General features: G+C 73.0%; 13 protein-coding genes. 8 read left to right on the top strand and 5 right to left on the bottom strand.

What is annotated here, in order from left to right:
- Window positions 1-16 precede the first annotated feature (16 nt).
- A complete protein-coding gene (gene paaK / locus FM076_RS27435; protein ID WP_173873554.1) occupies window positions 17-1,333 on the bottom strand; it encodes a phenylacetate--CoA ligase PaaK in 1,317 nt (438 codons plus the stop codon).
- On the bottom strand, window positions 1,330-1,722 hold the full coding sequence (gene paaI / locus FM076_RS27430) for a hydroxyphenylacetyl-CoA thioesterase PaaI (RefSeq protein WP_173875054.1): 393 nt from the start codon (window positions 1,720-1,722) through the stop codon (window positions 1,330-1,332). The genes paaK and paaI overlap by 4 nt, the downstream gene beginning before the upstream one ends.
- Before the next feature lie 376 nt (window positions 1,723-2,098).
- On the opposite strand from paaI, the gene FM076_RS27425 reads away from it, so the two are divergent.
- From FM076_RS27425 to FM076_RS27405, 5 genes are all read left to right on the top strand, one after another.
- Window positions 2,099-2,485 carry an SseB family protein gene (locus tag FM076_RS27425; RefSeq protein ID WP_173873553.1) on the top strand — a complete coding sequence of 129 codons (387 nt, stop codon included), beginning with the start codon at window positions 2,099-2,101 and terminating at the stop codon, window positions 2,483-2,485.
- Window positions 2,482-3,147: a hypothetical protein gene (locus FM076_RS27420; protein WP_173873552.1), complete on the top strand. Its 666-nt coding sequence runs from the start codon at window positions 2,482-2,484 to the stop codon at window positions 3,145-3,147. The genes FM076_RS27425 and FM076_RS27420 overlap by 4 nt, the downstream gene beginning before the upstream one ends.
- Window positions 3,147-7,790, top strand: a complete 4,644-nt coding sequence (locus tag FM076_RS27415) for a putative T7SS-secreted protein (RefSeq protein WP_173873551.1) — start codon at window positions 3,147-3,149, stop codon at window positions 7,788-7,790. The genes FM076_RS27420 and FM076_RS27415 overlap by 1 nt, the downstream gene beginning before the upstream one ends.
- Complete coding sequence (locus FM076_RS27410; RefSeq protein WP_173873550.1) at window positions 7,787-8,125, top strand: hypothetical protein; 339 nt, start codon at window positions 7,787-7,789, stop codon at window positions 8,123-8,125. Before FM076_RS27415 ends, FM076_RS27410 begins: the two co-directional genes overlap by 4 nt.
- A 207-nt stretch (window positions 8,126-8,332) precedes the next feature.
- Complete coding sequence (locus FM076_RS27405) at window positions 8,333-8,788, top strand: MarR family winged helix-turn-helix transcriptional regulator (protein ID WP_173873549.1); 456 nt, start codon at window positions 8,333-8,335, stop codon at window positions 8,786-8,788.
- Here the strand turns inward: FM076_RS27405 and FM076_RS27400 are convergent.
- From FM076_RS27400 to FM076_RS27390, 3 genes are read right to left on the bottom strand one after another with little or no spacing between them, the layout of a single operon-like run.
- Window positions 8,759-9,448, bottom strand: a complete 690-nt coding sequence (locus tag FM076_RS27400; RefSeq protein ID WP_207730276.1) for a hypothetical protein — start codon at window positions 9,446-9,448, stop codon at window positions 8,759-8,761. The genes FM076_RS27405 and FM076_RS27400 overlap by 30 nt on opposite strands.
- A gap of 52 nt (window positions 9,449-9,500) precedes the next feature.
- Entirely contained in the window at window positions 9,501-10,889 is a 1,389-nt protein-coding gene (locus FM076_RS27395; RefSeq protein WP_345945264.1) for a nucleotidyl transferase AbiEii/AbiGii toxin family protein, read from the bottom strand.
- Window positions 10,886-11,584: a hypothetical protein gene (locus FM076_RS27390; protein ID WP_202034928.1), complete on the bottom strand. Its 699-nt coding sequence runs from the start codon at window positions 11,582-11,584 to the stop codon at window positions 10,886-10,888. The genes FM076_RS27395 and FM076_RS27390 overlap by 4 nt, the downstream gene beginning before the upstream one ends.
- Before the next feature lie 246 nt (window positions 11,585-11,830).
- Here FM076_RS27390 and FM076_RS27385 point away from each other — a divergent pair, with 246 nt between their 5' ends.
- The 3 genes from FM076_RS27385 to FM076_RS27375 all read left to right on the top strand — a co-directional run.
- A complete protein-coding gene (locus tag FM076_RS27385; protein WP_173873547.1) occupies window positions 11,831-12,385 on the top strand; it encodes a hypothetical protein in 555 nt (184 codons plus the stop codon).
- A 79-nt stretch (window positions 12,386-12,464) separates the two neighbouring features.
- Window positions 12,465-13,157: an endonuclease V gene (locus FM076_RS27380; protein ID WP_173873546.1), complete on the top strand. Its 693-nt coding sequence runs from the start codon at window positions 12,465-12,467 to the stop codon at window positions 13,155-13,157.
- 126 nt (window positions 13,158-13,283) lie between these two features.
- Window positions 13,284-13,855, top strand: a 572-nt coding sequence (locus tag FM076_RS27375; RefSeq protein ID WP_243274652.1) for a methylmalonyl-CoA mutase family protein, incomplete at its 3' end; no start/stop codon positions are given.

The raw sequence follows: 13,855 nt of genomic DNA, 5'->3' as shown, positions 1-13,855 counted from the left end.
ACTCCGCTCCGCGAGTTCACCCCGCGGTGGCGGACTCCTCGACGCGCAGGTCGCGGATGCGGCGGAACTTGCCGACGGAGCGTTCGACCGTCTCCGGGTCCACCACCCGCGCCTCGACCGTCACCCCTATGCCCTCCTTGATCTCCCGTACGAGGGCGGCCCGGGCCGCGTCCCGCTCCGCGCGGGTCGCCGTCGGGCGGGCCTCCACCAGTACGCACAGGTGGTCCATGCGGCCCTGCCGGGTGAGCTGGAGCTGGAAGTGCGGCGCGAGGGCGGGCAGGGTGAGGACGACCTCCTCGATCTGGCTCGGGAAGACGTTGACGCCCCGCAGGATGATCATGTCGTCGCTGCGGCCCGTGATCTTCTCGATGCGGCGGAACGCGGGGCGGGCCGTCCCCGGGAGCAGCCGCGTCAGGTCCCGCGTGCGGTACCGGATGACCGGGAGGGCTTCCTTGGTGAGCGTCGTGAGCACCAGTTCGCCCCTCTCGCCCGCCTCCCGGACGGGCTCCTCGCCCAACGGGTCCACGACCTCCGGGTATATGTGGTCCTCCCACAGGTGCAGGCCGTCCTTGGTCTCCACGCACTCCTGCGCGACCCCCGGGCCCATCACCTCCGACAGCCCGTAGATGTCCACCGCGTGGAGGTCGAACCGCTCCTCGATCTCCCGCCGCATCGGGTCCGTCCACGGCTCGGCTCCGAAGATCCCGATGCGCAGCGAGGTGGACCGCGGATCGATGCCCTGCCGCTCGAACTCGTCCAGCAGGGTGAGCATGTAGGTCGGGGTCACCATGATGATGTCCGGCCGGAAGTCCTGGATGATGCGCACCTGCCGGGCCGTCATCCCGCCCGACGCGGGGATCACGGTGCACCCCGCGCGCTCGGCCCCGTAGTGCGCCCCCAGTCCGCCGGTGAACAGGCCGTATCCGTAGGCGACATGCACCTTGTCGCCCGGTCTGCCGCCCGCCGCGCGGATGCAGCGCGCGACGAGGCCGGCCCAGGTGTCCAGGTCGCCCTGGGTGTATCCGACGACGGTCGGCCGCCCCGTCGAACCACTGGAGGCGTGCAGCCTGCGGACGCGCTTCATGGGGACGCCGAACATGCCGAAGGGGTAGGTGGCACGCAGGTCGTCCTTGGTGGTGAAGGGGAATCTCGCCAGGTCCGCCAGGGAGCGGCAGTCGTCGGGGTGGACGCCGGCCGCGTCGAACTTCTCGCGGTACAGCTCCACATCGTCGTAGGCGTGCCGCAGCGTCGCCCGCAGGCGCTCCAGCTGAAGCGCCTCCAGCTCCGCGCGGCTCATGCGCTCCGCCGGGTCGAGAAGGGATGCGTCCGTCATGACGGGGCCACCTCCTGCCTGCCGGGCGTCGCCGTACGGCTGCGCCCCCGGAACTCGGCGACCACCTGCTCACCGCGCAGCACGGTGACGTCGTAGAGGCCGCTGCGCCCGTAGCTGACCCGTTCCTGGGCCACCGCCCGCAACTCGTCGCCCTCCCAGGCGGGCGCCACGAACGTGATGTCGGCCCCGGCCGCGACGGTGACCGGGCCTCGGCTGTTGCAGGCGCAGGCGAACGCCGTATCCGCGAGCAGGAAGAGGTAACCGCCGTGCGCGGTGCCATGGCCGTTGACCATCTCACCGGTCACCCTCATGCGGCAGGTGGCCGCTCCCTCTCCCCGGCCGACCAGTTCGATCCCCAGCGCGGCGGACGCCCTGTCGGCCTCCAGCATCGCCTCCACAGGCCCGTTCCCCACCTGCGACCTCCTCACCTCACGGCGCACCGACCGACCATTCGGTGCGGTCAGTAATGCAGGGGGGCTGCCGGGCTGTCAAGGAGCGCACATTTCCCTGATCCCCCGCGGGCCTCCGCGAGTCCTGCTCGCCGGGCGCTCCGCGAGCAACCGCTCCGGACTCTCGCTCTGCCGGGAGCGGCGGCATCCCGGCCGGGGGGATGGCGCCAGGTGCGAGGCCCTCCGCCGCGGGTGCGTCGCCCGGCAGGGTGGAGCAAAGGACATTCCGACGGCGCGAACAGCGGGAACCAAACGTGGCGTTCGCGCGTGAAACCACACGATCAGTTGTTCGCGTTCTCTGGGGGATCGGGGAGTCATGGAACTCACGGCGGAGATTGCCGCGACGCGTGCGGGGAGGGGTGATCCCCGATCGCTGGTGGGCGAGTTCCGGCGGACGGTGGTGCTGGTGCCGACGGTGGGCGAGGACCGGGTGAGGACCGGTCTGTACGGCGGGGTGCGCTGGATCTACGCGTTCACGGACGAGGCCGCGCTGGCGCGCTTCGCACTGGCTCGCGGGGAGGCGCCGGACCGCCCGCTGGCGTACGCGGCGGTGCTGGGGGCCCGGCTCCTGGACACGGTCGTCCCGGCGCTCGGCGGGCCGGCGGGGGTGGCGGTCGACGTGGCCGACGAGGAGGGCTCCATGCTGTTCCCGCCGGCCGCCGGCATCGTTCCCGACGAGGCAGCCGTGGGAGCCGCGCGATGAGCAAGGGCGGCGGGGGCGACGGCGTCGACTGGAACAAGGAGTCCCTCGGTCTGATCGAGAAGGGCCTCAAGGGCGCCATCGACGAGCTGAAGCAGTCCGGCGGCGGCGCCACGGACGCCTTGCAGGGCTCCGGTGTCGAGGAGCTGTCGCTGACCGGCATGGAGGCCGGGGACGGCGATGTCGCGCACGACTTCGAGGACTTCTGCGAACGGTGGGAGTGGGGCGTCCGGGCGCTGGTGCAGAACGCCAACGCGCTGGCCGAGAAGCTGGGGCTGTCGGCGGGGATGGCGTACGAGGAGGACCAGTACCGGTCAGGAACGCTCAAGGTCGCGGTGAACTCCCTGTCTCCCACGGGCAATCCGCATGCCACGGAGGAGGAGATCGCCAAGCAGAGCTACGGCGACATCCTGCGGCCCGACGCACCGGACTACAGCGCCGAGTCGTGGCGGCAGGCCCGCGGAGACATCGTCCAGGACTGGAAGGACACCGGCCGGGAGCTGAGCACCAAGGGGCAGACGGGCGCGTACATGGATGCCGCGTTCGACTCCGCCGGGCTGACCGACCAGCAGCGCGAGGCAGTGCTGGACGAGGCGTACGGACCCTCTCCCCAGGAGCGGGCGCGGCAGGCGAGCGGCGGGCAGGGAGAAGGGGGTGAGGGCTGATGGGCTTCGATCTGATACCGGACTCCTGGGAGGACAAGGCCGAGGAGATCACCGAGGACATCGGTGACGGCATCGAGGGTGCGGGCAACTGGACCGCGGACCGCATGGACGACGTCGGCTGGGAGAGCGGCGCCGACTGGACGCGGGACAAGAGCCGTTCGGTCGCCAACCGGCTGGGCGCCGACACCTCCGAGTTCCAGTTGGACGAGACGGAGGACCCGAAGAAGCTGATCTTCGGCAGCCCGAGCAAGCTGCGCGCGACCGCCAAGCACCTCACCGACCTCCAGAAGTCGTTCGACGACGTCGCCAAGGGCCTGCGGGGCCTTCCCGAGGGCACCCTGAAGGGCAAGGCCGCCGACGCCTTCTGGGAGAAGGTCGGCATGGAGCCCGGCAAGTGGGTCAAGGCCGCCGACGCCTTCGAGAAGGCCGCCGGGGCGCTCACGGATTTCGCCCGGACGGTGGAGTGGGCCCAGAAGCAGGCCGCCGACGCGGTCACCAAGTGGAAGAACGACGACAAGCAGGCCGCGAAGGATCTGCTCGGCCACGCCCGTACGCAGCGGAACACGGCCGCCGCGACGGCCCGTACCAAGATCCAGGAGGCCCGGGACGCGGCCCCGCCCAAGCCCGACTACTGGGACCAGGCCGGTGACGGCCTCGAGGGGCTGAAGCTGGACGCCACCCACTTCGGCGGCGGCGTCGTCAAGGGCGCCGCGGGGCTGAACAACTTCGTGCGCGGCCTCAACCCCCTCGATCCGTACAACATCACGCACCCGGCGCAGTACGTCACCAATCTCAACTCCACGGCCACGGGACTGCTGCGCGTCGCCAACGATCCGGTCGGCACCGGCAAGCGCATGTGGGACACCTTTCAGAAGGACCCCGGCGAGGGGCTGGGCCGGCTGGTGCCCGAACTGCTGGGTACCAAGGGCGCGGGCATGGCCCTCAAGGCGGGGCGCGCCGGCCGGTTGGCCAAGCTCGCCGACGAGGTGCCCAGCGGGCGGCGGGCGCTCGGCCAGAAGGGCGCGCAGGCGTCGTCCAGAGGCCCGAAGGAGACGCCCTGCAAGGGCACCGACCCGGTCGACCTGGCGACGGGACGCATGTTCCTGCCGCAGACGGATCTGCACCTGCCGGGGGCGCTTCCCCTGGTGTTCACGCGCCGCGCGGAGTCGGGCCAGCGCCTCGGCCGGTGGTTCGGCCCGTCCTGGGTCTCGACGCTCGACCAGCGGCTGGAGGTGGACTCCGAGGGTGTCGTCCTCGTCGCGGAGGACGGCCGCCTGCTGTCCTTCCCGCACCCGGCGCCGGGCCTGCCCACCGAGCCGTCGGCCGGTCCGGTGCGGATGCTGCTCGAACGCACCCCGGACGGCGGCTACACCCTCACCGACCCGGACACCGGGTGGGTGCGCCACTTCGACCCGCCCGCGGGACACGGCGGTCCCGGAACGGCCGCCGACGGCGAGGCGCGCATCGCACAGCTGACGGACCGCCTCGGGCACAGCATCACCTTCGAGTACGACGAGGCGTCGGGCACCCCGCTGCGGATGGTGCACAGCGCGGGGTACGAGGTGACGACCCGGGTGGCGGACGGCCGGGTCACGGAGCTGGTCCTGGCGAGCGCCCCGGACGGCGGCGCCACGGTGACGCGCTACGGCTACCGCCACGGCAACCTGACGTCGGTCACCGGCTCCTCGGGGCTGCCGCTGCGGTTCGAGTACGACGACGAGCTGCGGATCACGGCCTGGACCGACACCAACGACCGCCGCTACGACTACGTCTACGACAACCTGCACCGCGTCATCGCCGAAGGCGGCACCGCCGGCCACCTGCAGATCCGTATCGACTACGACGGCGTCGACGAGACCACCGGGCACCAGGTCACCACGGTGACGACGCGTGAAGGGCATACGACCCGCCACCTGTTCGACGACCGTGGCCACTCCATGGGCCAGATCGATCCGCTGGGCCACCGCACCCGCATCGAACGGGACCCGCACAACCGGCCGCTCTCGCACACGGACGCGCTGGGCCGCACCACGAAGCTGGCCTACGACGACGCGGGCCGCCTGGTGTCGGTCACCCACCCCGACGGGGCGAGAAGCACCATCACCCGCGACACGCTCGGCCGCCCGGTCGCCACGAGGGAGCCGGACGGCTCCGTATGGCGCCAGGAGTGGGACGCCCGCGGCAACCGCACAGCACTGACCGACCCGGCGGGGAACACCACCCGGTACACCTACGGCGCCGAGGGCCACCTCACCGCGGTCACCGACGCGCTCGGCGCCGTCACCCGGGTACGCTGCGACGCGGCCGGCCTCCCTCTCGAGATCACCGACCCGCTGGGCGGTACCACCGTCTACGAACGGGACGCCTTCGGCCGGCCGGTGGCGGTGACGGACCCGGAGGGCGCCCGTACCGAGCTGGAGTGGACCGTGGAGGGGCACCCGGCCCGCCGGGTGCACCCGGACGGGGCTGTCGAGGTGTGGGAGTGGGACGGCGAGGGCAACTGCGTCCGCCATGTGGACGCGGCGGGCGGGGAGTCCACGTACGAGTACGGCGACTTCGACGTTCTCGTGGCAAGAACCGGCCCGGACGGTGTGCGCCACACCTTCTCCTACGACGCGCAGCTGCGACTCGTCCAGGTCACCAACCCGCAGGGCCTGACGTGGGACTACACCTACGACCCGGCGGGCCGGCTGGTGGCCGAGACGGACTTCGACGGGCGCACCCGCCGCTACGAACACGACGCCGCCGGCCAGTTGACGGCCCGCGTCACACCGCTGGGCGAACGCGTCACCTACCAACTGGACGAGCTGGGCCGCACCGTGCGCAAGGACGCGGCCGGCGCGGTGACGGCCTACACCTACGACCCGGCGGGCCGGCTGCTGGAGGCCGCGGGCCCCGACTCCGTACTGCGCTTCCAGCGTGACCGGCTCGGCCGCGTCAAGACGGAGCTGGTGGACGGCCGGGCGTTGACCCGGACCTACGACGCCCTGGGCCGCCCCGTCCGCCGGGTCACGCCCACCGGGGCCGTCTCCACCAGCCGCTACGACGCGGCGGGCAACCGCACCTCGCTGACGGCCTCGGGCCACACTCTGGGCTTCACCCACGATGCCGTCGGCCGGGAGACCGAGCGTGCCATCGGCGACTCGGGCCTCACCCTCTCCCACCTGTGGGACCCGGCGGGACGGCTGACCGCCCAGACGCTCACGGGCCGCACGCCCACCGGGCCGGACACCGTCCAGCAGCGCCGTTACAGCTACCGCGCCGACGGCTATCCGACCGCTGTGGCGGACCTGTTGTCCGGGGAGAGCACGTTCGACCTGGACGCCGTGGGCCGCGTCACCGCCGTGCACGCCCACGGATGGACCGAGCGCTACGCCTACGACGAGGCGGGCAACCAGACCCACGCCTCCTGGCCCGGGCGCCACACCGCCGCGGAGGCCGTCGGGCCCCGTGCCTACAACGGCACCGCCGTCACGACGGCCGGAAAGGTCCGCTACGAGCACGACGGGGCGGGACGGCTCGTCCTGCGACAGAAGACCCGGCTGTCGAAGAAGCCCGACACCTGGCGCTACGCCTGGGACGCCGAGGACCGGCTGACGGAGGTGACGACGCCCGACGGCACCGTGTGGCGGTATCGGTACGACCCGCTGGGCCGGCGCACCGAGAAGCGGCGGATGGCCGCGGACGGGACGACGGTGGCCGAGCGCACCGTCTTCACGTGGGACGGCTCCACGCTGGTGGAGCAGACCACCACCGCGCAGGAGCTGCCGCACCCGGTCACCCTCACGTGGGACCACGACGGCAGCATCCCGCTGACCCAGAACGAACGCCGCATCGACGAGGCCACCCAGCGCGAGATCGACTCCCGCTTCTTCGCCATCGTCACCGACCTCGTCGGCACCCCCTCGGAACTCGTGGACGAGCGGGGCCAGGTCGCCTGGCGCACCCGGAGCACGCTGTGGGGTGCGACCGCCTGGCACACCAGCAGCACCACCTACACACCGTTGCGCTTCCCCGGCCAGTACCACGATCCGGAGACCGGCCTCCACTACAACTACTTCCGCCACTACGACCCCGAGACGGCCCGCTACACCAGCCCCGACCCCCTGGGCCTGGCCCCGGCCCCGAACCCGGTGGCCTACGTCCACAACCCGCACGCGGTCACCGACGTGCTCGGGCTGGCGCCCAAGTGCGGGCCGAGCCTCAAGGACCGGCTCAAGGGGCTGTTCGGCAGGGGAGCCCGCGAGGAGCCGGCCGCCCCCGAGCCGCCCAGGGAGCCGCTCGCCCTGCCCCCGGGCCGCCCGGACATCGGCTCGCCGGCCACCCTGCACGGGCCGTTCCACCGGCTCGGCTCCCCCACGCAGACGCCGGACGTGACGGCCCAGGTGCTGGACAGCGGTGAGCTGTGGGGACGGGTACCGCGGACCGGGACCCGGGAGATGGTGCAGGCGCACGACGGCCCGATCCCGGCCGACGCCAAACCCGGCAGCTTCGAGTTCTACACCTCGGTGGCTCCGAGTTCGCACAGCAGGATGACCGGCTATGTGGGCTGGGAGCTGGGGGTGAGCCCGGAGGTGGGCCACATCTTCCACAATGGCGAGGACTTCGCCCGCATCCCGGTGTTCGTCACGGAGGTGAGATGACGTTGGAGCGCGTCGATGCCGCCTTGCTGCGCGGCAACGTGTACGTAGCGGAACTGGACCTGAGCACGGAGCAGGCCGTCCGGGAATGGGGGGAGCCGGAAGTCACCTGGGACGATCTCGGGCCGTGGAACACGTTCGTCTTCCGGCTGGCGGACGGCACGCTGGCCGGGCTCGTCCGGGAGGTCGAGAACGCGCCGAATCCCGGCTACTTCCTGGTCGCCGCCAATGAGGAGACCGGGGATCCCACGGGTGTCGTCCCGGCCGACGCGCTGGCCGCGTTCCTGGCGGAGGCCGGAATGGACGAGAGCCGGGTGCTGGTGCGCGGCTTCGACTGAGGGTCTCACCACGAGAAGCGAGCGCGGGATTGGGGGATCACCTCGGAGGGCGGCGCCGACGGTGCCCGGTGGGCGGTGCCGGGTGGCGCGTGCTCCACTCCCCCGTCCCGCTCCGCGCCCCTGCCACTCCCCACTCGGTAGCCTGGCGGGCGCCGCCCCCATGGGCGGGTCCCGCCGTCCCGACAGCACCGAGGAACCGATGAGCCTATGAACGCCGGCCGCCGCAACCTGCCCCAACTGCTCGGTGAGGCCAGGCGCTGGTTCGAGGAGGCGCTGCTGGCGGCGCTGGCCGCGACCGGTGCCCGGCCGGTCTCGCCCGCGCAGGCGCAGCTGTTCGCCGTCCTGGGCGAGGAGGGCGCCACCGTCGCCGAGCTGGCGCGGCGCATGGGAGTCACCCGGCAGACCGCGCACCAGGCCGTGCACGGGCTGGTGGACGCCGGGCTGCTGGAGCGCGTCCCGGACCCCGCCTCGGCACGGCAGCGGCTGATCCGCCGCACGCCGGAGGGCGAACGCGTCCACGGCCAGGCCCAGCGGGTCCTCGGCGAGCTGGAGGACCGGCTCGCCGAGCGGATCGGTCCCGCGAGGGTCGCCGCGCTGCGGGAGGCGCTGGAGGCCCCGTGGGGCCCGCCGCCGTCACCGCAGGTACGGGTACCGCTGGTATAGCCTCCGCCTCGCGCGCCGGTGCTCCCCGACCGCGGCGAGCACCGCGAGCACCCGTACCCCGACCACCGCGGGGAGGCACACCAGGGCCAGCGTGCGCCAGGAGCCGTCCCCCTTCAGGTCCCTGGTGGGCAGGGGCTCCATGCGGCCCCGCGGGTCGTACGTCACCTGGAGGTGCTCGCCCTTGCCGGCCTTTTTCTCGTCCCGGGTCATCGTGTCCGGGCGGCCGGCCGCGCAGTCGAGACGGTGCTTGTAGTCGACCGTGGTGGTCGTGTGGGAGATGCCGTTGCTGTCGGTGTAGGTGCTGGTGTGCACCTGCCGGTCGACGTCCAGCACGGTGCAGCGGGTGGACACGCCCCTGAGGCGCATGGCCTCCTTCTCCACCGCCGAGGAGACGGCGACGACGCCGAGCGCCAGCACCAGGCTGGTGACGATGGCCACGAACGGCTGGAGCGGGTGGCTGGTGTCGGTGAGGAACCCGGAGGCCAGTGCGCCGAAGAAGGCGACCGTGACGGCGGCGTTGCCGAAGTAGACGCTGGAGTGCGGCCCGCCGTTCACGGCGTAGGAGGCGCCCCAGTAGGCGAGGGCCATGGCGCACAGCGGCGCGAGCACCGCCCCCGCCGTGTGGAAGAGCACCTCCGCTCTCTTTCCGGTCCCGTGCACACGACCACCCCCTGGGACACTCCTACCCCGTACGGGGCCGCCCTCCCCCCGGTCAGCCGGAGCGCAGCCACCGCGCGCCTTCGGTGAGCCTCTTCTCGTCCCACCCGCGGCGCCAGGGCCGTTCGGGGTCCGGCCGTGCCCGGAAGGCGGCCACCAGCGGCAGCACACCGTCCAGGGAGCAGGCGGCGCGGCCCAGCACCTCGCGGACGACGACCAGCGCCGAGGCGGGCGGCACGTGCCCGGAGTACAGCCGCTCCAGCACGCCGGGAAGCCCGTCCGCGGCGTACACCGTGCGGCTCTGCTCGATCAGCGGGGCGAGCCAGCGAGCGTACAGCTGGTAGCGGGAGGGCTCGCCGCTGCCGTCGTCCAGTGCGAACGTCGGTGCCAGCGCGGTGGCGAGGCGGTCGAGCCAGTCCGTCGTCGGGGCGTGGTTCACCGAGTGCGGCGGGCCCGCGAGGCGCGGGTGGTCCTTGGCGAACTCGAACCACTCGGTGCCGCCCGCCTCGGACACGATCATCTCCAGCAGCACCGGGTGGCGGTCGTAGGTGCCGTGCTCGACGTCGCGGAAGACCGCCCGCAGCAGGTCGAAGGAGAGGGTGAAGGCGGGGTCCTCGGCGAGGAGGACGGCGTCGTAGAAGTCCTTGCCCTCCGGGTACATGTCGCCGACGAGCCACAGGATCTTCCAGGCCAGCGAGAGTTCGCGGGTCGCCGCACGCAGCGACAGCGGCGCGCCGGGCACGCCCGCGGGGCGGGGGACGCCGGTGCGGGCGGCGGGGGCGGGGAGTGGTTCGTTGAAGACGAAGTCGAGCTGGACGGTGCCGCCGGGCAGGCCGTCGGCCGTCCACGGGATGACCAGGCGGCGCCCCGGCACCCGGTCGTAGGTCCAGATCTCGTCGCGGACGGCGCCGTGCGCCTCCAGCCGTACCGGTCCGCCGGCCGCACCGGAGACCTCCTCGGCGGCGCGGGCCAGTCCGTCCAGCATCCGTTCGGTGCGCGCGTCCGCCACGCGCCAGGTGGCCGGTTCCACGACGAAGTCGAGGTCACCGGGCTCCCGCGCGGCCTCCCCGTACCAGGCGCGCAGCAGCACACTGCCCCGCAGCACCAGGTGCTCCGCCCACGGCGAGGCGGCGACGGCGGCCAGCACGTGGTCCAGGGCCCGGCGGCGCGCCGCGTACCACCGCTCCCCCGTCGCGTCGTCGGCGAACTCCGGCTCGCCCAGCCGCATCGCCTTGCTGTGGTGCTGCGCCGACGGGTCGAACACCGGGCGCTGCACCACGCTGTCGCCGCCGAGCACGGGCCGCAGCGTGGGCGGCAGATCCAGCTCGGTGCGCGTCTGTTCGTCCAGCTCCATCTGCGGGACGGTCTCGTCGGCCGCCCAGGGCCCGTAGCCGAACTTCCGCCACTGAGATGCGGACGGCCGCCCGGTCTCCGGTGTGCTCACCGCCCCGCCGCCTTCGTGCTCATCCCGGTCCCCTCCTCGTCGCCGTCCTCCTCGGGCAACCACCCGGCGTCCAGTGTCAGGGCACTGTCGTACACCACGAACTCCCTCTCCACGGAGAGGATTTCGTAGGGGAACGCGGCGAGTGCCGCCATCAGCGCGTCCAGCCGGCGTGCGGCCGTGGTGCCGCCGGTCCGGTGGCAGCGCTGGGTGACGAAGCACTCGCGCTGTCCGTCCTCGCGTGTGCGGCGCGCGTTGCGGGACAGGTGGGCGGTGTGTCCGCTGACGGCGCGGGCCAGCGGGGCCGGGTCCGCGTCCGGCGGCAGGAGCAGTTTGACGTGGTGCTCGAAGTAGCGGGCGGACCCGAGCGCGGCCCCCTCCTCGTCGGTGCCGGGCACGCCCCGTGCCCAGGGTGCCGCCTCGATCTTGGTGCGCACCACGGGGCAGCCCGCGGCGGCCAGGTCACCGGACGCCGTGCGGGCGGTGGTGAGGACCGCGTCGAAGGTGCCCTCGGCGTCGAGCGTGACCATCGGCTGCGAGGGGGTGCGTCCCCGGTCGAGCACGATGTGGGCGTACTTCCAGCCACGTTCGGCCGCGCGGGCGGCGAGCGCGCCGGACGGCAGGGCCGGACAGCCGCCGTCCACCGTCAGATGGATCTCGAACTCGCCGGAGAAGCGGGACAGCATGGGGTCGGACACGCGTGCGATGGTCTCAGGCCCCGGCAGGCCGTCCCGTACCGGGCCCGGGCCCGGTGGCGGTGCCGCTCTGCGGAGAGGGAAGTGACCGCCGTCATCCAAGCGGGGGATTCGAGGGGGCGCGTTGCAGCGGTGCCGTTCCCCGGGTGGCCCGCAAGGCGGACGATGCGGGAACCGGCGCCGTTCACGGACGGTACCGAACAACAGCGCAAGTGCCCGACGAACAGTGCCCGACAAACGAGGTGTCGCATGCTCCGTACCGCCGCCCGCGCAACCGTCACGACCGCCGCCCGCAGATCCGTCACGACCGCCCTCACCGCCCTCGCCGCGTCCGCGGCGGCACTCGCCCTCACCGCCCCCGCCGCACAGGCGGCGCCCTCCACGCGGACAGCGCCCTCCGCACCCACCGCGCAGGCGGCGCCCTCCACGCCCGTCCCCCAGGTGTACGCACCGCCCACCGGGCACGCCGCGCAGGTGAGGAACCGCCACACGGGCCCCGGGATCCACCGCTTCCTGACCTGGTTCTACGGCCAGCACGGGCCGACCGAGCAGCGGCGGGAGCACTTCGTCTCCGACTTCCTCAAGCAGAAGCAGGCCCAGAACCCGGACCACGACGTGATCCTGTGCGCGCAGAACACCCCGCAGCGGATCGAGGTGGGCCCCGTGACGGTCGCCCAGTCCGCCGGGTTCGGGTGGGCGACCGTGACCGCCTACTGGGCGGACGGCACCACCAGCACCTCGACCGCGTACGTGGCCCTGGACTCCCACCCGATCGAGCTGCACGATGTGGTGTGTGCCGAGTGAGTCGCGTGTGCTGAGCAGGTCGTGTGTGCCGGGTGGCCCGCGTCAGCGGTGACCCGCGAGAGCAACGGGGTGGAAGAGCGTGCGGATACGGGGGGCGTCGCCCGGCGAGTGGCCCGCCACGGAGGCGGAGGCGATCGCCGCGCAGGAGCGGCTGCGTGAGGCCGCCGACCTGACCGGGCCGGGGCCGGCGCCCGACGAGGTGCGGACCGTCGCCGGTGTGGACGTCGCCTACGCGGACGGCGGCGGCCTGGTCGCCGCCGCCGTCGTGCTGGACGCCGCCACGCTCACGGTGGTGGAGGAGTCGGTGCACGCGGGGCACACCGACTTCCCCTACGTGCCGGGACTGCTGGCCTTCCGCGAACTGCCCTCCGTGGTCGCGGCGCTGGAGGGGCTCACCCGCCGTCCGGACGTCCTGGTGTGCGACGGCTACGGCATCGCCCATCCCCGGCGTGCCGGACTGGCCGTCCACCTGGGTGTGCTGACGGGCGTCCCCTGCTACGGCGTGGCCAAGACCCCGTTCCTCTTCACTTACGAACAGCCCGGTCACGAGCGCGGCTCCTGGTCGCCGCTGACCATCGACGGCGAGCAGGTGGGCCGCGCGCTGCGCACCCGGACCGGCGTCAAACCGGTGTTCGTCTCCGTGGGCAGCGGCATCGGCATCGACCACGCCACCGCCTTGACGCTCCGCCTGACTCCCGCCTACCGCCAGCCGGAGACCACCCGCCGGGCCGACCATCTGTGCCGCACCCGTCTGGCGTCGTCGGCGCCCTAGGGAGCCATCCGCGTTCCCTTCCCCGCGTCCACCTCCGTCACGCACGGTTCACTCCCCGGTGGGGAGAGTGCAAGGTCACACCTGTGCCCTCTGCTACTCACGGGTTACCTCACCTAATCTGCGGCCATGACGGTCCCGCCTGAAGAAGGGTCCTCGCTCTCCCTCGCTCAGGACTTTCCGGACGCCACGTACGCACAGTGGCAGCAGCTGGTCGCCGGGGTCCTGCGCAAGACGGGAGCGCCGGTCCCGGACGAATCCGAGCCCGAGTCCGCCCTCACCACGACGCTCGCCGACGGCATCGCCGTACGCCCCCTCTACACCACCAGCGACGGGGGCGGGCTGTTCCGGGAGCAGAGCCCGCCCGGTTTCGCTCCGTTCACCCGGGGCGGGCGTGCCGAGGGGAACACGGCGCGCGGGTGGGACGTACGCCAGCGGCACACGCGCCCCGACGCGGCGGGCACCCGTGAGGCCGTGCTCGCCGACCTGGAGAACGGCGTCACCTCGCTGTGGCTGACGGTGGGTGCGGGCGGCCTGCCCGTGCCGGAGCTGGAGCGCGCGCTGGAGGGCGTCTACCTCGACCTGGCGCCGGTCGTCCTGGAGGCGGGCGCCGAGTTCGGGCCGGCCGCCGCCGAGCTGCTGCGCCTGCGCGGGCAGCTCGCGGACGGCACCCCCGCCCCGCGCCCCGGCAGCGTCCCTGG

The sequence above is a fragment of the Streptomyces albus subsp. chlorinus genome (assembly GCF_013302895.1).
Lineage (GTDB): Bacteria > Actinomycetota > Actinomycetes > Streptomycetales > Streptomycetaceae > Streptomyces > Streptomyces chlorinus.
This window is presented reverse-complemented; position numbering and strand designations above follow the sequence as displayed.